Annotated in this window: 27 protein-coding genes; 15 read left to right on the top strand and 12 right to left on the bottom strand. The window is 46.4% G+C overall.

Annotation, left to right across the window (positions count from 1 at the left end):
• Positions 1-102 precede the first annotated feature (102 nt).
• The 4 genes from hemG to KNQ12_RS07885 all read right to left on the bottom strand — a co-directional run bounded on the left by hemG (position 103) and on the right by KNQ12_RS07885 (position 3,923).
• On the bottom strand, positions 103-1,512 hold the full coding sequence (gene hemG, locus KNQ12_RS07900; RefSeq protein WP_214747394.1) for a protoporphyrinogen oxidase: 1,410 nt from the start codon (positions 1,510-1,512) through the stop codon (positions 103-105).
• The gene (gene hemH, locus KNQ12_RS07895; RefSeq protein ID WP_064300380.1) at positions 1,502-2,434 is read right to left on the bottom strand and encodes a ferrochelatase; all 933 of its coding nucleotides are present in this window, start codon (positions 2,432-2,434) and stop codon (positions 1,502-1,504) included. Before hemH ends, hemG begins: the two co-directional genes overlap by 11 nt.
• Entirely contained in the window at positions 2,431-3,477 is a 1,047-nt protein-coding gene (hemE, locus tag KNQ12_RS07890; protein WP_023467354.1) for a uroporphyrinogen decarboxylase, read from the bottom strand. Before hemE ends, hemH begins: the two co-directional genes overlap by 4 nt.
• A 143-nt stretch (positions 3,478-3,620) precedes the next feature.
• Positions 3,621-3,923, bottom strand: coding sequence for a MerR family transcriptional regulator (locus KNQ12_RS07885; protein ID WP_023467353.1), 303 nt, complete (start codon positions 3,921-3,923; stop codon positions 3,621-3,623).
• Between the two features lie 117 nt (positions 3,924-4,040).
• On the opposite strand from KNQ12_RS07885, the gene KNQ12_RS07880 reads away from it, so the two are divergent.
• Positions 4,041-5,339, top strand: coding sequence for an ammonium transporter (locus KNQ12_RS07880; protein WP_023467352.1), 1,299 nt, complete (start codon positions 4,041-4,043; stop codon positions 5,337-5,339).
• Positions 5,340-5,394: 55 nt separating this feature from the next.
• Here KNQ12_RS07880 and KNQ12_RS07875 read toward each other — a convergent pair whose 3' ends face one another.
• Both KNQ12_RS07875 and KNQ12_RS07870 read right to left on the bottom strand, forming a co-directional pair.
• Positions 5,395-6,531: an ABC transporter permease gene (locus KNQ12_RS07875; protein WP_214747391.1), complete on the bottom strand. Its 1,137-nt coding sequence runs from the start codon at positions 6,529-6,531 to the stop codon at positions 5,395-5,397.
• On the bottom strand, positions 6,528-7,262 hold the full coding sequence (locus KNQ12_RS07870; RefSeq protein WP_214747388.1) for an ABC transporter ATP-binding protein: 735 nt from the start codon (positions 7,260-7,262) through the stop codon (positions 6,528-6,530). Before KNQ12_RS07870 ends, KNQ12_RS07875 begins: the two co-directional genes overlap by 4 nt.
• A 328-nt stretch (positions 7,263-7,590) precedes the next feature.
• On the opposite strand from KNQ12_RS07870, the gene KNQ12_RS07865 reads away from it, so the two are divergent.
• Positions 7,591-7,839 carry a GlsB/YeaQ/YmgE family stress response membrane protein gene (locus KNQ12_RS07865; protein ID WP_023467349.1) on the top strand — a complete coding sequence of 83 codons (249 nt, stop codon included), beginning with the start codon at positions 7,591-7,593 and terminating at the stop codon, positions 7,837-7,839.
• Positions 7,840-7,872: 33 nt separating this feature from the next.
• Entirely contained in the window at positions 7,873-8,124 is a 252-nt protein-coding gene (locus tag KNQ12_RS07860; RefSeq protein ID WP_023467348.1) for a GlsB/YeaQ/YmgE family stress response membrane protein, read from the top strand.
• Between the two features lie 35 nt (positions 8,125-8,159).
• Here the strand turns inward: KNQ12_RS07860 and KNQ12_RS07855 are convergent, their stop codons facing one another.
• Positions 8,160-9,212: a TcaA second domain-containing protein gene (locus tag KNQ12_RS07855; protein WP_023467347.1), complete on the bottom strand. Its 1,053-nt coding sequence runs from the start codon at positions 9,210-9,212 to the stop codon at positions 8,160-8,162.
• 128 nt (positions 9,213-9,340) lie between these two features.
• Here KNQ12_RS07855 and KNQ12_RS07850 point away from each other — a divergent pair, with 128 nt between their 5' ends.
• The 4 genes from KNQ12_RS07850 to KNQ12_RS07835 all read left to right on the top strand — a co-directional run bounded on the left by KNQ12_RS07850 (position 9,341) and on the right by KNQ12_RS07835 (position 12,051).
• Positions 9,341-9,766, top strand: coding sequence for an HIT family protein (locus tag KNQ12_RS07850; RefSeq protein ID WP_058265038.1), 426 nt, complete (start codon positions 9,341-9,343; stop codon positions 9,764-9,766).
• A gap of 114 nt (positions 9,767-9,880) precedes the next feature.
• Complete coding sequence (locus tag KNQ12_RS07845; protein WP_023467345.1) at positions 9,881-10,222, top strand: hypothetical protein; 342 nt, start codon at positions 9,881-9,883, stop codon at positions 10,220-10,222.
• A gap of 83 nt (positions 10,223-10,305) precedes the next feature.
• On the top strand, positions 10,306-10,875 hold the full coding sequence (locus KNQ12_RS07840; protein WP_023467344.1) for an HTH-type transcriptional regulator Hpr: 570 nt from the start codon (positions 10,306-10,308) through the stop codon (positions 10,873-10,875).
• 258 nt (positions 10,876-11,133) lie between these two features.
• Complete coding sequence (locus KNQ12_RS07835) at positions 11,134-12,051, top strand: peptidylprolyl isomerase (RefSeq protein WP_023467343.1); 918 nt, start codon at positions 11,134-11,136, stop codon at positions 12,049-12,051.
• A 63-nt stretch (positions 12,052-12,114) separates the two neighbouring features.
• On the opposite strand, the gene namA is transcribed toward KNQ12_RS07835, so the two are convergent.
• Positions 12,115-13,146: an NADPH dehydrogenase NamA gene (gene namA, locus KNQ12_RS07830; protein ID WP_058265037.1), complete on the bottom strand. Its 1,032-nt coding sequence runs from the start codon at positions 13,144-13,146 to the stop codon at positions 12,115-12,117.
• Positions 13,147-13,158: 12 nt separating this feature from the next.
• Positions 13,159-14,079, bottom strand: coding sequence for an HD domain-containing protein (locus tag KNQ12_RS07825; protein ID WP_029340932.1), 921 nt, complete (start codon positions 14,077-14,079; stop codon positions 13,159-13,161).
• Positions 14,080-14,183: 104 nt separating this feature from the next.
• Between KNQ12_RS07825 and KNQ12_RS07820 the strand changes: the two genes are divergently transcribed.
• The 3 genes from KNQ12_RS07820 (at position 14,184) to KNQ12_RS07810 (ending at position 16,503) form a co-directional block, all read left to right on the top strand.
• Positions 14,184-15,089 (top strand): magnesium transporter CorA family protein, encoded by a 906-nt coding sequence (locus KNQ12_RS07820; protein WP_023467340.1) that lies wholly within the window; start codon positions 14,184-14,186, stop codon positions 15,087-15,089.
• Between the two features lie 63 nt (positions 15,090-15,152).
• Positions 15,153-16,232, top strand: coding sequence for a DNA polymerase IV (gene dinB / locus KNQ12_RS07815; protein ID WP_023467339.1), 1,080 nt, complete (start codon positions 15,153-15,155; stop codon positions 16,230-16,232).
• A 58-nt stretch (positions 16,233-16,290) separates the two neighbouring features.
• Positions 16,291-16,503: a YhzD family protein gene (locus KNQ12_RS07810; protein ID WP_023467338.1), complete on the top strand. Its 213-nt coding sequence runs from the start codon at positions 16,291-16,293 to the stop codon at positions 16,501-16,503.
• Positions 16,504-16,555: 52 nt separating this feature from the next.
• Here KNQ12_RS07810 and KNQ12_RS07805 read toward each other — a convergent pair whose 3' ends face one another.
• Together KNQ12_RS07805 and KNQ12_RS07800 are read right to left on the bottom strand one after the other, a co-directional pair.
• On the bottom strand, positions 16,556-16,930 hold the full coding sequence (locus tag KNQ12_RS07805) for a YlbF/YmcA family competence regulator (RefSeq protein ID WP_023467337.1): 375 nt from the start codon (positions 16,928-16,930) through the stop codon (positions 16,556-16,558).
• A gap of 20 nt (positions 16,931-16,950) precedes the next feature.
• Positions 16,951-18,087: a DUF445 domain-containing protein gene (locus tag KNQ12_RS07800; protein ID WP_214747385.1), complete on the bottom strand. Its 1,137-nt coding sequence runs from the start codon at positions 18,085-18,087 to the stop codon at positions 16,951-16,953.
• A gap of 74 nt (positions 18,088-18,161) precedes the next feature.
• Here KNQ12_RS07800 and KNQ12_RS07795 point away from each other — a divergent pair, with 74 nt between their 5' ends.
• The 5 genes from KNQ12_RS07795 (at position 18,162) to KNQ12_RS07775 (ending at position 22,128) form a co-directional block, all read left to right on the top strand.
• Positions 18,162-18,995: a PucR family transcriptional regulator gene (locus KNQ12_RS07795; protein WP_023467335.1), complete on the top strand. Its 834-nt coding sequence runs from the start codon at positions 18,162-18,164 to the stop codon at positions 18,993-18,995.
• A gap of 118 nt (positions 18,996-19,113) precedes the next feature.
• Positions 19,114-20,220, top strand: a complete 1,107-nt coding sequence (locus tag KNQ12_RS07790) for an ABC transporter ATP-binding protein (protein ID WP_023467334.1) — start codon at positions 19,114-19,116, stop codon at positions 20,218-20,220.
• A gap of 163 nt (positions 20,221-20,383) precedes the next feature.
• Positions 20,384-21,151: a transporter substrate-binding domain-containing protein gene (locus KNQ12_RS07785; protein WP_023467333.1), complete on the top strand. Its 768-nt coding sequence runs from the start codon at positions 20,384-20,386 to the stop codon at positions 21,149-21,151.
• Entirely contained in the window at positions 21,148-21,798 is a 651-nt protein-coding gene (locus tag KNQ12_RS07780) for an amino acid ABC transporter permease (RefSeq protein WP_023467332.1), read from the top strand. The genes KNQ12_RS07785 and KNQ12_RS07780 overlap by 4 nt, the downstream gene beginning before the upstream one ends.
• 141 nt (positions 21,799-21,939) lie before the next feature.
• On the top strand, positions 21,940-22,128 hold the full coding sequence (locus tag KNQ12_RS07775) for a hypothetical protein (RefSeq protein WP_023467331.1): 189 nt from the start codon (positions 21,940-21,942) through the stop codon (positions 22,126-22,128).
• Positions 22,129-22,316: 188 nt separating this feature from the next.
• Here the strand turns inward: KNQ12_RS07775 and KNQ12_RS07770 are convergent, their stop codons facing one another.
• A complete protein-coding gene (locus KNQ12_RS07770; protein WP_058265034.1) occupies positions 22,317-23,213 on the bottom strand; it encodes an aldo/keto reductase in 897 nt (298 codons plus the stop codon).
• Positions 23,214-23,247 lie beyond the last annotated feature (34 nt).

Here is a 23,247-nt window from a genome sequence, read left to right as displayed (position 1 = left end):
TTTGATTCCTCTGTCTCTTATTCCCGTTTCCTTCCGTGTCATTCTTCTGAAGACAAAAAAACCTTTTTGAAGCACTGATAGCTTCAAAAAGGTTTAGGTGTGTCATGATTCTTTACATGGTTCCGGTTGTTGTAACGCCATTTGTTCAAGCGTCGCTTTGACACCTGCTACACAGTCTGGCAAACCAACACCATCATAAGCGAGTCCGGCTAAATGAATGTGTGGATAGTGAGAAGCGACGATTTCTCGCACTTCTTGAATCCGCTGTGCATGTCCTACCGTATAGGCCGGTAAGCCGTCTAATAAACGACTGATGACGACACGTTCCGGTTGCAATGGACGACCACAGATGTTTTCAAGATCTTCTAAGACGACACGTTCAATCATTTCGTCTGATTCACGAACGAGTGCATCTTTTCCGGGGCGTCCGATGAAGGCTCGGAGCACGGTATGATTCGGTGCTGCATGATTCCACTTTTGATCAATCGCCGTGCATGCTGTAATTGAATACGGTGCCCGACGGTTGACGATGAATCCCGTTCCATCAATCGGTAACGCCGTTTCCTTATCAAAAATCAACGTGACTGTCGCCGTCGAGTGTGTCGAGAGGTTCGCAAGCCCAGGCAGCGTCGCTTCTGGTAACAGGGACACGACTTGGCGATGCGGAATCGTTAACAAAATATCATCGGCATACTCTGGACCATGATCCGTTTCGAGACGATACCGCCCGTCTTCTTCCCGTTTAATCGAGCGAAGTGGTGTCTCAAGACGAATTTCTGTCCGTTCAAGCACCTCTTCTAGCCGCTCGACGAGAGACTCGAGTCCAGTAGCGAGCGATAAAAATTGACCTGTCGCTTTGAGCGTCGGACCTTGTTGTTGATCAAGCGGACGCATGAGGCGCATCCCTTCGAACAAGCTTCCCGCCTTTTGCTCATTCACAACGAATTGCGGGTAGGTCGCAAACGTACTCATCCGATCGATATCACCAGCATAAATGCCTGAAAGAAGCGGTTCGATCAACTTCTCGACGAGCGCATCTCCAAGACGCGGACGCAGGTATTCCCCTAATGGGATGTCTGTTTCCGGAATCGTCAAATCAGGAGCAGGGTGAAGCAAGCGTTCTGTCACCTCTGCCTTTTCTTCTTCCGTCAGTAGAGACGTCTCTGCGAATAACTCTAAATCGGTCGGGATCCCCATGACGGCACCTTTTGGAATCGGGTGGAGACCGCGCGCATCCAAGATATACGCTTGCGACGTGTTATTGCGAACGAGTTGCTCCCCTAATCCGATCTCTTCGATGAGATCCGTCAACACGTGTTTCCGTGCGACGTATGAATCCGGTCCCCGCTCGATCGTCAATCCTTCGTCCCGATATGTCGCCACCTTACCACCGAGACGACCCTCTGCCTCGAGTAACGTGATGTTCATCTCCGGAAACTGCTTCTCTGCATAATAGGCGGCTGCAAGTCCTGATATACCACCGCCCACGATGACGAGACGTTTACTGGACATAACTACCCACCTGTTTCGCGACGGCTTCCGTGACAGCTTTCATGAAAGCTGGATCCGCGTTTGGCATGACAGGTCGCGCATAATGAATTCCGAGTTCGTCGCAGACGACTTTACACTCGTAATCATTATCGAACAATACTTCTAGGTGATCGGCAACGAAACCAACGGGTACGTAGACGAATGCTTCGTATCCTTTTTCTTCGTAGACGTCACGTGTCAAATCCTGAACATCTGGTCCAAGCCATGGTTCTGGCGTTTGTCCAGCCGATTGCCAGCCTGTGATCATATGCGGTACACCAGCACGTTGCGCGATCAATTCAGCTGTTTCCTTCAATTGTTCTGGGTATGGATCACCGTTTGCAATGATTTTTTCAGGTAGACTGTGTGCTGAAACGACGAGAACGGCTTTCTCTTCAGATACTGGTAAAGCGTCGAACGTCTTGCGAATTTCTTTACCCCACCAATCGAGAAACGCTTCTTCTTTGTACCACGATTCAACGGATGCGAGACGGATACCGTGTTGGTCCGCGACTTCCTTCGCACGACCGTTATATGAACGGATACTGAACGTCGAATAGTGTGGTGCTAAAACGACTGTGACCGCTTCTGTGATGCCGTCTTTTGCCATTTGCTCGACAGCATCCTCAACGAATGGCTCGATGTGTTTCAGACCAAGATAGAGTTTGAACTCGATTTCACCAGCATATTTCTCAGACAGTTGACGGTGTAGCTCTTCAGCCTGATCAATCGTGACTTGTGCGAGTGGTGAGACACCACCGATGGCTTCGTAACGTTCCGTTAACTCTGCCAATGCTTCTGGAGACGGTTTGCGTCCGCGACGAATGTGCGTATAATAACGCTCGATATCTTCTGGTTTATATGGCGTACCGTACGCCATAACAAGTAGTCCTAACGTCTTCATTTTCCTACCTCCATTTTTTCTTTCGAATAATCATGGATAAATGCAGTCAAACGTTTCAATACTTCTGGATCGACTTCCGGGAAGATGCCGTGACCGAGGTTAAAGATAAATCCTGGTTGCTTCATTCCCATATCGAGAATTTCCTTCGTTTTTGCTTCAAGGATATCCCATGGTGCTAACAGATAAGACGGGTCGAGGTTTCCTTGGACAGGTTTCGTCAGTCCACGCTCACGTGCTTCGTCAATCGACAAACGCCAATCAAGTCCGACGACGTCTAACGGTAAACTGTGCCATTCCTCTGCCAAGTGACTCGCTCCTACACCGAACATGATCATCGGCACGCCTGTATCTTTTAATTCTGTGAAAATGCGTTCCATCGTTGGCTTGATGTAACGGACATAATCTTTCCGGCTTGTCGTTCCGACCCATGAATCAAAGATTTGGAACGCTTGTATTCCTGCATCCACTTGTGATTTGATGTAATCGATGACCATGTCACCTAGTTTCTCCATTAAGGCATGCCATACCTCAGGTTGTCCATACATCAATGCTTTCGTTTTATGGTATCCCTTTGAAGGACCACCTTCAATCATATAGCTCGCAAGCGTGAATGGTGCCCCGGAAAAACCAATCAACGGTACTTCGAGTCGTTCCCGTAACAAACGAATCGTTTCATAGATATATGGAATATCTTCACGGTTAAATGGTTGTAATGCTTCGACATCTGCCATCGTGCGAATCGGGTTCGCGATGACTGGACCGATACCACTCTTGATTTCGACGTCAACGCCCATCGATGGAAGTGGCGTCATGATGTCTTTATACAGAATCGCTGCATCGACCCCTAATTGTTTTACAGGTAGTTCTGTCACATATGCGCCTAGTTCCGAGTCATGTGTGATCTCGAAAAGCGTCCGCGTCTTTTTGATTTCACGATATTCCGCTTGATAACGACCTGCTTGTCGCATGTACCAGACGGGAACGTGATCAATCTGCTCGCCACGGATCGCCCGCAAAAACGTATCATTGAATTTCTTCATCATAACTACCCCTTTATACTCGTTCTAACGCCCCAAAAAAACGTACGATAAGTTTGTGAACACAGAAACATTATATCTGAAATTAAGAAGTCTGTGCCAATAAATCGTTTACAAAATGACAGTTCTGTTACCAGTTCATGAAATGTTCACTGTTTCTTGTAAAGACCGAACGCAGCGTTTAACTGACCGCGGATCAAGTCTGAACGTTGCTGTTCCGTTACCTTACGTTCTTTTTCTCGAATTTCGTGCGTACGCCAGCCATCCTCGATTTTTTCCGCGACTTCGACGAGTCGCTCGACATCCGTAAACGAATATTTTCGTGTTTTTCCATTTGTCCGTTCTGGAAAGATCAACTTCCGTTCCTCATAGTAACGAATCTGACGTTCTGACAAGCCGGTCAATTCACAGACGATTCCAATCGACATCACCTTTTTTTCACGGTAGTTCATCTTCGTCACTCCTTTCCACAAAAATACCATGTCAGATTTTCTGACACAACACGTTTCTTTGAAAGTATTTCCGTCTAAAGTAAACACATACTTTAAATGGATAAAGGAGGAACGACAATGAAACTGGAACAACTCGCTATCTCAGTCGATACGTTTTATGTCTTATTCGCAGCACTGCTCGTCTTTACGATGCAAATCGGATTCTTACTTCTAGAAACAGGGATGTTACGGGCGAAGAACGCGGGGCACGTCGCCGTCAAACAAATCATCAGCTTCTCGGTTGCCGCTCTCGCCTTTTGGGCCATCGGATTCGGATTGACGTTTGGTGATGGCAATTCTATCATCGGAACGGAAGGATTCTTTTTACAAGGAGGATTCAGCAGTCTTGATTGGTCGAACATCACGATTGATGTGAAGTTCCTCTTCCAACTCTCATTCGTCGCTGTCTCCCTCGCGATCGCTTGGGGCGGATTCGCAGAACGTGCTAAATTATCCGTCTACCTGTTGTTCGGAACGTTTTTCGTTGCTATCATCTATCCGATCATTGCACGTTCCGTTTGGGCAGGTGGATTCCTTGGTTCGCTCGGGATGCAAGACTTCGCTGGATCAACGGTCGTTCACTTACAAGGTGGGATTGCTGCACTCGTTGCTGCTTTACTGCTCAAGAAACGAATCGGTGCTGAAAAAACACCGTTACTCGGACACAACGTCATCTATTCTGTCGTTGGTGCCTTCATCCTCTGGTTATGTTGGTTCGGCTTCAATGCTGGTTCGACACTAACGATTGCCGATGGATTCTTTAGTTACGTTGCCTTGACGACGTTACTTGCGACTGCAGCAGGTGCCCTCGGTGCTCTTGCCATCTCATTCTGGCACCGTCGTGTCGCAGATATCCCTTCGATCATCAACGGTGTCTTAGCTGCACTCGTTGCCATCACAGCAGCCTGTGCCTTCGTCGAACCGTGGGCAGCTGTCGTCATCGGTTTCCTCGCTGGTGTGATCACATATGGAACGAGCATTCTTCTCGCAAGCCGTGTCGATGATCCATTATGTGCCTTCTCCGTTCATGGCGTCGCTGGTATCTGGGGTACACTCGCAACTGGATTCTTCGCTTCACCACGACTCGTTGAAATCACAGGGATCGGACAAGCTGGTCTCTTCTATGGTGGCGGTTTTACGCAACTCGGTGTTCAAGCACTTGGTGTCGTCTTTGCCGTCGTCATCGTCAGTGTCTTGAGTTATGCATTCTTAAAAGTTCTCGACCTTACGATTGGTCTTCGGATCACACGCGAAGATGAACTCCGCGGACTGGACGTTGCGGAACATGGTCAATCTTCTTACGATCTCCCTGCTCCTGTCAGCAAAGAATTGCGTATGGTCGAAGAAGAAGATCTCTCAAACGAACGCGTCAATTAATAAAAAGAACAAGAGCCTACACGATGGATTCATCGCGTAGGCTCTTTCTTGTTTATTATTTTCGAGCGTAGTATTCACCAATCACAAGCGCCAAGGCTGCCCCACCAACGACATAGATGGATCCGCTTAAAAAGAATCCAAGTAGCGTCAAGACGATGCATTGACTGATTGCTGCGAAGCGGATGATTTTTCGTTTCGCCTGTACAGCATTTCCAAACGGTAATAGACGAGTCAATAGATGTTGGTCCACTGCCTTCGTGAACGGTGCTAGTTGAAAGCTTGTCAATCCTGCAAACGCAGGGATTGCAAGCGCAACGAACAACTCGTTGCCACTCGCTAACCACATGAACACAGCCCCGATCAGCGTCAAACGAACAATCAATCCGATCCCGTCTCCACTCCGGATGAACTGTTTGACATACAAGTAATCGAATGTCGTTTGCGCTCGATATGGAATCCGCTCGACTATGTTACTCAAGAGACGACGGCGTTTATATGTTGCCGATAAATGCGGCACATCGACGAACCAGTTCGCTAATCGATAAAAACGATCACGCGATTCCTGTTCGAGCGCAATCCATTCGCGTAGAGGAAGATGGTCCTGACGCTTTAAATGGAGTACGACCATTAAGAGAAGTGCGACGACGATTGTCATCCATGCCATATCGATGATGACGAGTAGCGCCGCTCCGCACGCATACAGTAACACCGTCCGATGTGCGATGCCTTCAAGCTTTGATAAATTCGCAGCAGCTCCGAACAAAGCAAGCGCTACCCCAAGTAAAACAAGTTCAAGTGGTGTCGTCTGTTCCGTTCGAACATAGAGAACAACGACAGCTAAAAACGGAATCACGGCACGGATGATACCAAAGACCGCATTGTACGCTCGTACTTGTTTCATGAAACTTGATAACTTCGCTAACACCGGTAATAGAAACACTTGGTCCGCCTCAACGAGAAACGTCCGACTCGTCCGATAGAGCGGTAAAATCAGAAACAAGGCTGCCATGACGAATCGACCTGGAAACGATGGATCGAGTTGGTCGAGGAAACGTCCGTAGACGACTAAACCGTACAAAATAACGAAGTAAACGGTAAATAACAGTCCGCCATTCGCCATGTACCTTGTATATTTCACCGTTTCCGTCATCGCCGCCTGGTAGCGTTCCTTCCATAAGGACTGGCTGTTCATCGTTCCGCCTCCTCGATCGCGGCAACGTACAGATCATCCAGCGTTCCATCTTGCAGTCCATATCGTGCGCGTAAAGCAGTTGTCGTTCCCTCTGCTGCAATGTGCCCCTCATGTAAGAGCACGAATCGGTTACAGTGACGCTCGGCTGTCTCAAGAATATGCGTCGACATTAAGATCCCCTTACCGTCCTGCTTCAGTTCACTAAAAATCTGAAGTAACTCTCGGATTGCCAGTGGATCAAGTCCAACGAACGGTTCATCGACGATCAACAGTTCACTGCCTGTGACGAGTGCACATAAAATCATCGCTTTTTGCTTCATCCCTTTTGAGAAGACACTTGGAAACCATTCGAGTTGCTTCGTCATTCGAAGTCGTTCAGCATAATGTTGCGCGCGTTCTGTCGCGATTGCTTCTTCGACGTCATATCCTTGCGCCATCAGACGAAGGTGCTCCCGTAACGTCAGTTGTTCATATAACATCGGCTGCTCCGGAATATACGCCACTTGGCGACGATACTCGGTTTCGTTCGTCGTTAAATCCAATCCATTGATTCGAACCGATCCCGTCTTGACCGGTAAAAGACCAAGGATATGCTTGATCGTCGTTGATTTTCCGGCACCGTTCAACCCAATTAGACCGACGAGTTCACCTCGGTCGACTTCGATATTGATGTCATGCAGAACGGTTTTTGATCCGTATCCTCCTGACAAATCTTTAATGTCTAATAACATATCTGCCACTCCCTTTAGGCTCATCGTAAAGTAGACTCGCTTCGTTTTTCTAGCGTAACGCCTAGTTTTTTAAAATATAATGTTTTAATACTTGTTTTTTCGGCAATTACTCTAAGTGTAATCGTTACATCAATATATGAAAACGATTTACATGTAAATTGAAAGTGAAATCAATGAATCGTCTATTCATTCTCTATCAAGTGGTCTAATCGTCTAGTCATTTAAAGAATGAACTAAAGAATGAACGATTTCAGATTTTTTCATTTTCGCACGTGTTTATAACTGCCTGAAAACAGGTAAAACTAATATGTAGAGGAGATGTTTAGAAATGGGTTTCTTATGGGCACTCATCATTGGTGGTCTCATCGGTTGGATCGCAAGTTTAATTATCGGGAAAGATGTGCCGGGTGGCATCATCGGTAACATCATCGCTGGTTTCATCGGTTCGATGATCGGTCAAGCCATCTTTGGTTCAATGGGACCAAAAATCGCTGGTTTCGCAGTCATTCCGGCTATTCTCGGAGCAGTCATCTTGATCTTCATCGTCTCACTTATTCTCCGGGCAGTACGTAAGTAATCATATATCTTAAATTGAAAAGGAGTGTTTTAAATGGGATTCTTATGGGCATTAATCGTCGGTGGTATTATTGGTTGGTTAGCAAGCTTGATTTTAGGTAAAGATGTTCCAGGTGGTATCATTGGTAACATCATCGCTGGTTTCGTTGGTGCATTGATTGGTCAAGCATTATTCGGAAACTGGGGTCCAATGGTTGCTGGATTCGCAATCGTACCTGCTTTACTCGGAGCTATCATTCTTATCCTCATCGTATCGTTCATTCTCCGTGCGGTGAATAAACGATAACCAAAAATCCTCGGACGTTCTGTCCGAGGATTTTTTTAGTCTTTTAATTGTAACCACATACCGTCCTCTCGCTCGACGACTCGTTTTTCTGCTCGTAAGTTCAACCATTCGAACACACCTTCGAGAAAACTAGACGGATATTCCCAAACGGTACCGACTTGCTCGCGCTTCTTTCGTTCTGGTTTTCCAGCGATGGCTTCTAACTCATCTGGAGTCTTATTTAATCGGATTAGCAATTCTTCCACCTGCCCCGATTGATAGGTCACTTCATATCCATCGTATCGTGCTCGATTGGCAACGGTCGAATCAGGCGTGCCGAACGTATTCTCGAACGAGTCACGCGAACGTCCGAGATAGCCAGTCATCGTATCGATACTTTTTCCAGTCCGGGCTTTCACTTCCGTCTCAAGTAACGTTTTGATATCGACTGCATATTCGTTCGAAACGGTCGTATTGAATCGATCAGCCAATTTAAAGTCGACTGTCGCGTTCGGTTCATCTCCGAGTTGTACAGTCTTTGATTCCTGGACGGTCTGTCCGGATTGTTCCGCACTTGCTTGAACATCGTACTCTCCAGGAGATCGCTTGAGTTCAAGGGATTTCTGATCAATCGTCCCGACTTCTTCTCCATCTAATGAAATCTTCGTTCCCGGTAAATCACTTGAAACGGTTAACCGCTGAGGATTCACATCGAGAGAGTACCGGTCATACCAAAGCCATCCATCTTCTTCTTGAAGCGAAAACAGATGTGTCTTCACTTGCTTCCCTGCGCCTTGATCCTGTTTGACTTGTGCGATGACCCGGTCCGTCCGTTCTGAGTCAGCCGTCAACCAATTAACGAGTCGCGTCGCTTCACTCATCGGTAGTGACTTACCATTCATCGTGACGAGTTGTTGGAATCCACGCTGATCCTTTTCCTTTAACAAGGTAGCAAGACGCTCGTCTGTTTTCTCCATTCTCGCCGCTTCTTGCATGTTACGTCCAAACCAAAAGGCAACGAATAAGAAAAGACCGACGATGATGACGCTACCGACGAGCAGGCGCCGTTTTCGTTTTTTTTGTGCCGTCGAGGCTACTCGTGATGCCATGCAATTCGCTCCTTCCTTCAGTAACTGTATGTTTCTAAGTGTATCGGGTTCAATTTGACTGTCAATCGTGCGGAAGTCGGAAACTTTCCGTATACTAATATTATCTTACCCAAGGGAGTGAACGTTCCATGCAAAAAGAGTCATGTATCTTCTGTAAAATTGCTCGCAAAGAAGTCCCTGGTCATATCGTATTCGAGAACGAACAAGTTCTCGCTTTCCTTGACCTGTCACAAGTGACGAAAGGACATACGCTCGTCATCCCAAAACAACATGCCGATAATTTGTATGATCTCTCTCCTGATCAAGCACAAGACGTATTTGCGACGATCCCGCAAATCAGTCGTGCGCTTCAACAAGAGACAGAGGCAGCTGGCATGAATCTCTTATCGAATACAGGAAAAGTAGCGGGTCAATCGGTCTCTCACTTCCACCTGCACCTCATTCCGCGTCACGATAAACAAGACGGTTTCGGTGCAAAATGGGAAGTTCATAATGACGATTACACGGCAGAGGAATTAGCTGAACTCGCTAACTCGATCGCTTCTCGCATCTAAGTCTGTTCTTTTTCTTCTATTCTTAGAAAAATATTGCCGAAATAGGTTTCTTTCATTCGATTTTCGGTAAAATAATATGAAACAAATATTTCAATATTAAAAAGGAGGTTCAATATGTCGAAGCGTCCCGCCCGTAACTGGGTCGCTTTTGGTGCTACGCTAACACTTGTGACTTTTTACGGTCTGAAGGCGCTTCGCCAAGGTACGAAAAGCGACTCTTCGAACGGTCATCAACGTCGAAATTCTTATTCTACAATCGTAACGAATGTGCAGGATTTGACCCAGGAGGGCAAGAACTTAGTAGAGACAGCAAAAGCGTCTGGTATGCACTTTAAAGAAGAAGTCATGCAGAGCGTCTCGGAATACCAAACGGAAGTCCAAGCATCGCTCACGAAGATCCAGTCTCTCGCTGATGAAGCGAAACAGGAAGCAGACCAGCTTTCTCCACAAAAGTAAGATCCGTTGCTTCGATTTGTTTTTGTATAGTTTGCATTTTGCGCGTTTGAGCCATTGTCACCTTTCGAAAGGATGAGTCAGATATGGAACACGAAAAGTTATATCCTGGACAAGAGGCTTTGTTGTATAGCCACAAGATTGTTCAGTTAAGCAAAGCACTATGGAAAACGGTAGAAAAAGATTGGCAAAATTGGATCAAGCCCTTTGATCTGAACATCAATGAACATCATATCTTGTGGATTTCGCACGCGCTAGGCGGTGCCTCGATTTCAGAGATCGCGAAATATGGTGTCATGCACGTCTCGACGGCATTCAACTTCTCGAAGAAGTTAGAAGACCGCGGATTGTTGACGTTCTCGAAAAAGGAAACAGATAAACGAAATACCTACGTCCAGTTGACACCAGAGGGCGAATCACTCTTGCTTGAGACGATTCAAGCGTTCCGCCCTGAAGAAAACGGTGTCTTCCGTGCATCACTTCCTCTTCAGGAATTGTACGGGAAGTTCCCGGAATTAACGGACATTTCTGCGATCGTACGTCGCTTGTATGGCGACAGCTTCATGGACATATTCGCTGAGACATCAAAGATGATCACAGAAGAAGCAGATCGTCGCCCTCAAGATCCAGTCATGGACTCAATCAAAAAAGCATAACCTTACCAAAAGCGTTTTAGCCTCTAGCTAGAATGCTTTTTTAGGTCTTTTTTCCTCATGACAAGGACATTACTACTATGTCTCAAGAGCGTTATTTCCCTCACAATTTCCCATAAAAATTATCCTCAACCGACTACTGGGATGTGATAGCATGGAAAAGAGCAAGTATCTCTTGGCATGACAAGATACAGCTGTCAACCAGACGAGAATATGATATGATAAAACGGTTGAAATAAATGGTAAATTAGGGGTGTATGTATGAAAAAGAAATTGTTAGGCGCAGCAGCAGTCGCAAGTGTATTTACGTTAGCAGCATGTGGATCAAATGACGAAGCCGTCATCAATTACAAAGGTGGCGAAGTCAACAAGGCTGACGTCCAAGAAGAAGCATACGAAAAAGCTGGTGCACAAATCGCTTTCCAGCAAACAATGAACAAATTGCTTGAGAAGAAATACGGCAAAGAAGTCACGGATAAAGAAGTCGAAGCAGAAGTCAAGAAGACAAAAGACCAGTTCCCGGATAAAGAGCAGTTCAATACAACATTGAAATCTGCTGGAATCAAGAACGAAAAAGAATTCGAGACAGTTCTTCGCACACAAATGCTCTTAACGGAAGCAAAATCTGCGAAATCAAAAGTAACAGATAAAGAAATCCAAGAGCGTTTTGACCAAGAAAAAGTCGAAGTCAAAGCAAGCCATATCCTCGTTGCGAAAGAGTCAGAAGCAAAAGACATCAAAAAACAATTGGATGACGGCGCGGACTTCGCGAAACTGGCAAAAGAGAAATCAACAGATACAGGTAGCGGTGCAAAAGGTGGAGACCTTGGATACTTCACAAAAGGTAAAATGGTCAAGGAATTCGAAGATTATGCGTTCAAGGATGGCGTTGAAGGTAAAATCTCCGATCCAATTAAAACACAATTCGGTTACCACATCATCAAAGTAGTCGATCGTAAAGAAAAGAAAGACTTTACGCTTGATAAAGAAAAAGCACGCATCAAAAAAGCACTTGCTGAAGAAAAAGCAGCACAAGTCAACCCGAACGATATCTACCGTTCACTCATGAAAGAATACGATGTTAAAATCGAAAACAAAGACTTCAAGGATGCTTTTGATTTAGATAAACAAGAACAACAACAAATGCAACAACAAATGATGCAACAACAACAGCAGTAATCAAAAAAGGAAGCCGCGAAGGCTTCCTTTTTTCGTGTCGTTTTTCATTCATATGAGCGATAGTTAACGAACCGTCCGGATTGGTGCCCGTTCGTATTGTTTCGGCAAGGCGACCGTATCTCCTAGTTCGGCTGCCGCATGATAGACCCAATAAGGTTGGCGAAGTAGTTCACGTGCGAGCAGGACGATATCTGCTCGACCGTTACGGACGATTTCTTCTGCATGGGCAGCTGTCGTAATCAATCCAACCGCGCCTGTTGCAATATCCGTCTCTCGTTTCAACTCTTCTGCATAGCTCACTTGATAGCCTGGATACACTTCCGGTACGGCATTAGCGACGACAGCCCCTGAACTGCAATCGAGTAGATCGATGTGACGTGCAGCTAGTTCTTTCGCGAGTGGAATATAATCCGTCGCCGTCATTCCCCCTGTTGCGTGATCGGCTGCTGAAATCCGGACCCAGATCGAGAGCTTGGAAACGGCTTGAATGCCATCAATGATCTCTAGCAACAAGCGCATCCGATTTTCAACCGATCCACCGTATTGGTCCTCACGAACGTTTGATAACGGAGAGAGGAACGTGTTCAGTAAGTAACCATGAGCCCCATGAATTTCAATGAAATCATACCCTGCTCGTTCCGCACGCAGTGCTGCATCGATGAACTGTTGTTTGATCGTCGCGATTTCCTCAAGCGTTAATGCTCGTGGATGTGTATACGTATCATCAAACGGTAAAGCACTCGGTGCAACGGGTGGTTCTGCCGTCGTACTTTTGCGCCCGGCATGGGCCAGTTGAATGCCTGCTTTTGCACCCGCTGCTTTGACTTGCTCTGCGATTCGTTGTAAGCCTTCGATATGAGCATCTGACCAAATTCCAAGATCACCGGCTGAAATGCGACCGTCTGGCGTAACAGCACTCGCTTCTAAGATGACGCCACCGACACCACCCATCGCACGGGTTGCATAGTGCGTGACATGCCAATCCGTAACGAGTCCATCTTCTTTTGCACTGTACATACACATCGGCGCCATGATGACCCGATTTCGGAATGTCAACGTTCCGAGTTGAACCGTATCAAACAACTTCGTCTTCATCTTTTCTCCCCCTTATAGCTTCGGACGGTAAAAAGCACGATTATCTAGTGCGAATGATCGTTCCGAGAACTGTCCTGGCTCGACATATTCAAGGAGACGATCCATCATCGTCATCCGTGCATCAAGGTTATCGATCAAGAACAAAACTTCTGCCTCGCGCATCTGTGGTGCGACAGCAGAACCCCATTCCGGTCGTCCGTGATGACTTAAGACGAGATGTTGCAAGACCGTCAGTACTTCTGCGTCAATTTGTAATTCTGCTCCGACTTTTTCAAGTTCCGCTACCATCATCGTAATATGACCGACGAGTTTACCAGGCAACGTATATTCCGGTGCAACCGGATCGGATAACTCCTTGATTTTCGCATAATCGTGCAGAATGATGCCACTGATTAGCACGTCACGGTTTAAGGTCGGATAGAGTTGAGCGATTTGATCCGCTAGACGCAACATCGAAAGGACATGGTATGACAGCCCCGAGTAAAAAGCATGATGGTTCTTGACCGCTGCCGGATGCGTGAAGTAAGCGTCGAATCGCGAAGTAATCAAATGTTTAACGAGCTTTTTCATATCACTGTTCTGAATCGATTCTACGAACGCGAGGACTTCCGTCTCGATTTGCTCTCGCGGAATCGGTGCGGATTGGACATAGTCCTCGACATTCGTCTCCTCTAGAACCGTGATTTGTTTGAGCTTGAGTTGTGTCCGCCCTCGATAGTCCATGACTTCTCCAGCAGCATGGACGATTGATTTCGGCGCATATTTTTCAAGATCACTCGTATCCCACATCTTCGTCTCGATTTCGCCTGTCTTATCCGTCAAGATGAGCGTCAAGTATGGTTTCCCATTCGCTGCAATTCCTTTGACCGCTTGCTTGATCATCGCTCGTTGATCGAGCGTTTCTCCAACTGCTAATTTACCAATTCCTTTCATACTTGAAACACGTCCTTTATCTGTAAAATAGGTGTCTTTTTTATATTCCATTGACTACACTTAAGGCATATACTATTTCATTCTACTATATGGGAGTCATGAACATGGAACTGGAACCTCAATTTAATTGGTCTCGCTATCTCGATTTAGCTGACTATGAACAAACCTTTCCGACGGCTGCCGTCGATCAATCCGAAATGGACTGGGTGACGCAGCTGCGATCGAAAGACATGAACTTCACCCGCTCGGAAAAAGGGGTTCTCTATGGCGCTGTCGTCACCTGGCAAAATCCTGTCGACAAAAGTGACCGCCGCTCGATTTGCTTTTATGTAACGAAAGAAAAACTGATCACGATTGGATTGTCGGATTCAATCGTGTCCCTGGTCGCTCCCTATTCTCCCGCGCATCCATTCGCAGCCTTTTATACGATTCTTGCTTTACAGCTGAACACGTATTTTGCCGGTATCGATCAGTTTGAGACGGAACTATTCTCAAGACAAGATGAACTACGTGGCAGCATCAATGAAGATTCGCTCGATAGCATCTTCGCTTTACGCGACACGATCGAGAACTGGTCCGATTTAATCGTTCCGTTTCAAGAGCTCGTCATGGCTGGTGAAGAATCATTTCTCGACGAGGACGCGTATCTCGAGGATCTCTCGTTGAAACTAGCTACGAAACGTGTCCGCCGTCTGTTGATGCTCATTGAACATTATCAAAAAGACATTGAGGTCCTGCTCGACTTATCGACGACCGTCTCGAACTTCCGTGGAAACGAAATCATGAAGGCATTAACGATTTTTACTGCCGTCGCGACACCAACGATGGCTCTCGGTGCGATTTGGGGGATGAACTTTAAAATCATGCCGGAATTAGAATGGAAATACGGTTACGCCCTATCCCTTGGTCTAATTTTTCTCTCGACCGGTGGCATCTTCTACTGGATGCGCTGGCGTGGATGGTTAGGCGCTCTTGTTCGGATGCCAAAGAACAGTCGACCAAAAAAATAGATATCAGAACATAAGTTCGTTATACTAATTGTATCATATCTACTGAAAGGAGACGCTTGTACGATGGAACGAAAAATCATTCATATTGATATGGACGCCTTTTACGCTTCCGTCGAGCAACGCGATCGTCCTCGATTAAAAGGTGTTCCCGTCGTCGTCGGTGGACCGCCTCATGCACGTGGTGTCGTAGCGACCTGTTCCTATGAAGCACGGAAATACGGTATCCATAGCGCGATGCCGTCAAGACGTGCCTTCCAGCTCTGCCCCCGTGCGGTCTTCATTCGTCCCCGCTTTGACGTCTACCGAGCTGTCAGTGCGCAAATCATGGCGCTTTTTCGAGAAGTGACACCGCTCGTCGAGCCTCTCTCGCTTGATGAAGCGTATCTTGACGTCACGGAAAATTATTTTGATCAAAAAAGTGCGACCTATATCGCGCAATATGTTCTTCAGCAAATTAAAGAACGGACAGGTCTGACGGCCTCTGCTGGTGTTTCGAACTCTAAGCTCGTCGCGAAGGTCGCATCCGGATACGAGAAACCGAACGGGATGACGGTAGTTCCTCCAGAGGACGTCCTCAGTTTCTTGTCTCCATTAAAAATTGGAGATTTACACGGCGTCGGAAAAGTCACGGAACAAGCGTTACGAAAACAAGGAATTGAAACCGTCGCAGATGTCCAAGCAATGCCGGTCGAACAATTACGAGCATTGCTCGGACGCGATCGCGGAACGGAACTGCATGCGATGGCACACGGGATCGACGAGCGTCCGGTTCGTCCGGAACGCGAGCGAAAATCGATTGGTTCTGAGACGACCTTCGAAGAAGATACGGAGGATATCGATACGATATTCGAGACGTTGATTCGAGAATCAAAATCCGTCATTGCGAGTCTTCAAAAAAAAGAACTCGTTTGCCGGACGATCACGATCAAGTGGAAGACCGATACATTCCAGTCACGTTCGAAACGGCATACATTTTCAGAAGAAACGGCGGACGAAGAACGCTTACTTGAGGAAACAACGAAATTGTTCAATGGTATCACCTTCGACGGACCGATCCGCTTAATTGGTATGACGGTCAGTCACCTGACTACTCCTCCCGCTGCGCGACAGTTGACGTGGCAAGACTTAGACCTGCGCTTGTAAAATGAATAGCTATTCATTATACTAAGTACAAGACCGATCAGACAAGGGAGGAACAAGTATGCAGTATACGATTACAGTCTTTTCAGACCGTGGTGAAACGTTACTCGATGACGTTTTTGAAGCAGAAGCAGATGGACAGGCACGAGAAGAAGGGATTCGGCGTCTCAATGAGAGTGGTTACGCTCATCATGCAGCTCGTGTCACACGTTCAGGTCGTTTGATTCATTTCGAGCGCGCTTACTTGCCACGGATCGTCCCTACTTCATCTTGAGCTATACAAAAAAGGAAGACGGCCATAATGGCGCGTCTTCCTTTTTGATGACTTATTGAACGTCGTCTTGTTGCTCCATCATTGGCGCGTAGAGTTCTTCTAACGGCTTCATGATGATTTGTGTGACTTCCGTCAGCATCGTGTGCATCCGTTGCTCTTCTTGCATCAGCTGACTGATTAATGGGTTGTTTTGGACTTCAAGCATCTTTGTTTGGGCAGACGCCATATCGTCTGGTGTGATTTCTTCACCTTGCATCTGCTTTTGTTGTAATTCGAGTTGGATGTTACGGAACGATGCAAACAATTCGTTTGATTCCGGATCCGCGTTAACTTGCGTGTACAAATCTTTTAATGTCGTGTACTCCGAAGTCTCACGTAATGCACGCTCCAGTGTGTACGCGTGATCATATAAGTTTGTTTCTGCCATGAGTAAAACCTCCAATTTGTTTAGACGAGATAAAGCCCCGCCTGTATCAATCCAATTAAACCACCTAACAACCCTCCAAGCCAAGTGATAGCCCGGAATTCTCGCTTGGAAATCGATAAGACGATTTCCTCGAGATACGCAGTATCCAGCAAACCGACCTCTTCTCGAACAATCGTTTCGAGATCAAGCGTTTGTAGAATTTGCCCGATTTGATTCGTCGTCCGTTCGAATAGATGATCGATGACGACAGGGACATGTTGCTCGAGTAATTGTGACTCGAGGGGATTCAACCAGACGCGTAATGGTGTAGCAAGCATCGATTCAATCGGTAAACGCGCCAAGACTTGTTCTTTGACGGTCTGTCGAATCCGTGACTCCGTCTCTTCTGTCATATAAGACGACAGTGGACGATCTAGTCCCTTTTGCCATTCCTGACGTAATAAGGCAAGGATGAACTGAGACGTCGACTCTGATTGAAGTACCCGTTTCAGCTCCGGCTGAATCATATCAACGACGTTGACGTTCGCGAGCAACATCCCGAACATCCCACCTCCGAGACGCTGTTGGATGAAACGAGCAACAGTTTCCTCGAGTTGTAGACGTCCTTCTGGTCCATCAAAATATTCCTCTGCTTGGTGCAATACGGATGTGACGAGTCTTGGCATGACCTCTTCGATTTTTTGTTCTCCGGCTTCCCCGATCAACTCGCGCACGGACTGCTCACGCCATTTACCTATGAGGAGCGAAAACTCCTGCTCCAAGTGATAACTGATTTTTCCTTGGATCCGTTGTTTTGGTTCGTCGATGAATCGACTAATCCACGCTTCCGTCGTCTCTTCCGAGCGTGTCCATTTCATGACTTCTTGTTCGACGAGCCGCGTGACAGCTCCACGAACAGCTGGTGATGCGAGACGTTTCCCGATCCCTTCTGGCGTCAAGAGATGCTTGACGACCGTCCGTCCGAGATTCGCTGCTAGTTCATCTCGCCGTTTAGGAATCAGACCCGGCGTAAACGGCACGCGAAATTTTCCGATGTATTTCGGTTCAAGTGGTCGAAATAACATCCGAATCGCTAGATGATTCGTGACTGCGCCAATCAGGGCCCCAATGACAATGATTCCGACAAGTTTCAATACGAGTAAAAACGTATCTGACATAAGTTATCATTCCTTCCGATTTTCGACTTATGGTAAAGTCGAGATAGTTATGTACGATTTAGGAGTGATGCCGTGTGTTACGACAACTGATGACTGTATTCAATGACCAGCTTACGACCGATCCGAATGTTTATTGCCAGGAACAGTATAGCGTATATCGCCTTGAAGATGGACTCTGTTTTGGAATCAAGGCGACTGCCATCTCTGACCGCGAACAACAACTGCTTGATGTATTCGCTGAACGCATCATCACGACGTCGCGGTCTGATATCGATCTATGGCGAGAGCGTATCCAATCTGCTCATGCCCTCGAAGATCAGTCGTTCCGACTTGTCCATTTTTTGTTCAATCCAACCGATGAACGGACAAGTGAAGAAATTCAACAATTGCTCTCCTCTTTCTTTTCGCAGACGAGCATCCTTATTCCTTTTAGCACACACCGCTTCACGGTCGTTGAACGCGAAGAGTTTGTCATCGAGTCCGAACTATCCGATTTATTTTTTGCATTACAATCTGATTTTGTACTCGACGGTAAGGTATTGCTTGGTCAACAACGTGCTGCAGGTGATATCGCCGTTCAGTTCCAACTCGAACAAGCAGCGCTTGCTTTCGTTCCTTCGATGCAAATCGAACGTTTCTTGCCTGCCATGATCCGTCTTGCAAGTCTAGATGACCGGCACCGCGCGACACTCGTCGATCAGTTCATCCGTTTACTCGAGCCAGAGTCTCGTGAGACGATCCTTGCTTTTTGTCGAGCTAATTTGAACGTCTCCCTGACAGCAAAACATCTATTCTTACATCGAAATAGCCTCCAATATCGACTCGACCGGTTGACGGAGCAGACTGGAATCGATGTTCGCTCATTTGAAGGCGCTACTTTCCTCTATACCTTACTTCTTGTAGCATGATGCCTAATTGAAAACGTTTGCATTTAGTCAGGTTGTCCATAGGCAGACTCCCTGACTTCTTTTATACTAAATCTTGTAAGCGTTATTATTTCATCATTTACATTAGGGGGAACTACACATGGCTGAAATTCGTCTTGAACATATCGATAAAATCTACTCAGGTGATGCAAAAGCGGTTGATGACTTCAACCTTCACATTAAAGATAAAGAATTCATCGTCTTCGTCGGACCATCAGGTTGCGGTAAATCAACGACGCTCCGGATGATTGCTGGACTTGAAGAAATCTCAGGTGGGGATTTCATCATCGACGGCAAACGCATGAACGATGTAGCGCCAAAAGATCGCGATATCGCGATGGTCTTCCAAAACTACGCGCTGTATCCACACATGAACGTCTTCGATAACATGGCGTTCGGATTAAAGCTTCGGAAGTTCCCAAAAGATGAAATCAAGCAACGCGTCGATAACGCAGCTCGTATCCTCGGTCTTGAAGAATACCTCGAGCGGAAGCCAAAAGCACTCTCTGGTGGTCAGCGTCAACGGGTAGCGATTGGTCGCGCCATCGTTCGTGATGCTAAAGTCTTCTTGATGGATGAGCCGCTCTCGAACTTAGATGCTAAATTGCGTGTACAAATGCGTAAGGAAATCATTCAGCTACACAAACGTCTTGAGACGACGACGATTTACGTCACGCACGATCAGACGGAAGCGATGACGCTTGCGACACGAATCGTCATCATGAAAGCGGGTATCATTCAACAAGTCGGTACGCCGAAAGAAGTCTATGATCACCCAGATAACATGTTCGTTGCCGGATTCATCGGTTCACCATCGATGAACTTCTTGACAGGTAAATTAGCGGAAGACGGTCTCTTCCACGTTTCAGGAACAGAAGAGAAGTTCGAAGTACCAGAAGGAAAAATGAAAGTTCTCCGCGACCGTGGTTACACGAACAAGGATCTCGTCCTCGGAATTCGTCCAGAGGACATCCATGCGGAATTGATCTACCAAGACACGAAAACAGCACACCGCTTCCCAGCACATATCGAAGTATCCGAATTGATGGGTGCAGAGTCTTACCTCTACTCAAAAGTCGGACAACAAGCGTTCACGGCACGTGTTGATTCACGCTCACACGTCGAGATGGGATCGCAGCTTGATCTCTTCTTCGATATGACAAAAGCACACTTCTTCGACTCTGCGACGGAAGCAACGATCCGTTAATCGCATCATCGATCAGTTACGATGTTTCAGACTGTCCTTTTAAGGGCAGTCTTTTTTATTGACAGACGTTCCTGTAACTTTGTATGATACTGCTTGTAGCTTAAAATTAATCCTATTCGAAAACTAGGAATTGAAATCATTCATTTATAAAGGAGAGAGCGCTATGAAACACGGTTTGAAATTAGCTGTAGCAGCATTATCGACAGCGGGGGTGCTTGCAGCATGCGGCGCTTCGAACGACAACGCAGGTTCTGATAAAGAGTCAAAAGTCATTACAGTCGGTACAGAAGCAACGTACCCACCTTTCACGTATAAAGAAAAAGGAAAATTGACAGGTTATGACGTAGACGTCATGAACGAAGTCGCAAAACGTGCCGGCTATAAAGTCGATTACAAAGCGATGGACTTCAAAGGACTCATCCCAGCACTCGATTCAAAACGAATCGATGTCATCGCGAACCAAATGGGAATCACGCCTGAGCGCCAAGAAAAATACGCTTTCTCTGATGCGTATACGGTCTCTGGTTCAACGATCATCGTCAACAATAAAACGAACGACATCAAAACACTCGACGACTTAAAAGGAAAGACAGTCGGTTCGACACAAGGTTCACTTTACGCGAAGACGGCTGAAGAAGCTGGCGCGAAAGTGAAATACTACAAAGGTGCGAACCAAGTCTTAAAAGATCTTGAAGCAGGTCGTGTTGATGCTGCTATGAACGATCGTCTCTTCGTTTTGACGGAGCTGAAGAAAGCAGGCTATAAAGTCAAAGCGGTCGGTGAGACGTTCGACAAGAACGAATCAGGCTTCATGATGGCAAAAAACAGCAAGTATACAGAAGACTTCAATAAAGCACTCTCTGAGATGCAAGAAGACGGCACTCTTGCAAAAATCGGTGAGAAGTATTTCAACGAGGATATCAGTAAGTGAGTGAATTACTAACGATCGTCCGGGATAACTCGGACGTCTACGCAAAGGCGATTGGTACGACCCTTCTAGCAAGTGGTCTCGCCATCGTCTTTGCGCTTATTCTCGGGTTGATTCTTGCCGTCATGCGTGATAGCCGTCTTGCCGTCTTTAGCGGTTTTGCACGTTTATACGTCTCCTTCTTCCGAGGAACACCATTGCTGTTACAAATCCTGATTTTATACAATGGTCTCGTTGTCCTTCAATTGACTGGATTCCAAGCTCTCGCTTTCGGCTTATCGCTTCACTTTTCTGCGTATATCTCTGAATCGTTCCGGGCTGCCATCTCCTCTGTCGATCGTGGACAATGGGAAGCCGCTGACTCGCTCGGTATTCCGCGCCGTAAGACATTCAAGGACGTCATCTTGCCGCAAGCACTATCTCGGGCGATTCCACCACTTTCGAACTCTGTCATCGATATCATCAAATCAACATCACTCGGTACGATTGTTGCTGTTGAAGAATTGACGTATGTCTCTGACCAGATTTCAGCAACGACGTATCTCGTCATGCCGTTGTTGCTATTCTCAGCTGCAATTTACTGGATCATGTCGACACTCATTCAAAGTGTTCAACATCGCTTAGAGGCGCGATTCAGCATTCCAGAATGAATTTTCCACACTTGGAACCGTCAGGATTTCAAGTGTGTTTTTTTAGATTTTTTTAGGTTTAGCACTAGGCAATCCGGGAATAATCAAGTATACTAATAAAAATCAGAATTATCTGACAACTTACAAAGGAGCGTGGCCTAGATGAAACAAGTAATTGAAGCTTTCCGTAGACAAGATGCAGAGCAGCGAATTCCAGTGCTACGTCTCGAAATCGATTATGAGCTCAGTACGCTCTTCGATGCGATTCAAGCCAATGACCAAGCTGCCATGTCAGCAAGTAAAGATCGTTTAGATAAATATCGTCAGGAGATGCTTCGCTTAGAAGCTTAACCTCATAGATCCCCCATCTCTCCTCCCCCTTGAGATGGGGCTTTTTTTATTTACTTTTAAATGAGAGGAACACTCTATTCGTAAACGAAAGAGAGGATCGCCTCCAGATGATATATCGGAAACGATCCTCTCACTTTATTTCGCTAACGGACAACGTGCGCATTGATCCACTTCTATCTTAAAACCAATTAATCGACGTCACGACCACGTGACGCCTTTAAAATCTCAAACCATTGCTCGCGTGTCAAAGACAATTTCGTCGAACGAACAGCAGATTCGATACGTTCAATCTTACCAGAACCAACGATTGGCATGATACGTGCTGGATGTTTGAGCAACCATGCATATGCGACTTCATCGATTTCTTCTGCCCCGATCGTCTCTGCGATCTCAGCTAATTTTTCGCGTAACGGTGCATATTGCTCGTCCTTGAAGAGACGACCGCCTGCAAGCGGACTCCATGCCATCAACGGCATCTCATTTTCATGACAGAGATCAACGGATCCATCCTCGAAATGTTTCAGTTCCGAAACCGACAACTCGAGTTGGTTCGTCACGAGCATGAATGGTAAGCGCGACTGAATGAGACTTTGTTGCGCAGGTGTATGGTTCGAGAGACCGAATGTCCGTACCTTTCCTGCGTCCTTCAACTCTACGAACGCTTCAGCAATCTCGTTCGGGTCCATCAACGGATCTGGACGGTGAATCAACAACGTATCCACGTACTCGACACCGAGTTCTTGAAGAGAACGATTCACCTGTTTGATGATATGCTCTTTCGTCGTATCGTAGAATGATAACGACTGATCCGAGAAATGGTTCCCTTTCATCTTGATGCCCGTCTTCGTAACGATCTCCATTCGGTCACGTAACTCCGGTTTTAAAGCAAGCGCTTCTCCGAATAAGCGTTCATTCGTGTAGTCGCCATAGATATCCGCGTGATCAAATGTCGTAATTCCTAAAGCAAGGCATGCTTCAATCAATTCAAGCCGCTCTTCTTTCGTCATCTCCCATTCATTCAATCGCCATAAACCGTGAATGATGCGTGAGAATGATAAATCTTCTGTTAGTTGAATCCGTTCCATCTGTCTTCCAACTCCTCTATCGTATAAACTCTAT

The sequence above is a fragment of the Exiguobacterium sp. s11 genome (genome assembly GCF_018619015.1).
Lineage (GTDB): Bacteria > Bacillota > Bacilli > Exiguobacteriales > Exiguobacteriaceae > Exiguobacterium_A > Exiguobacterium_A indicum.
This window is presented reverse-complemented; position numbering and strand designations above follow the sequence as displayed.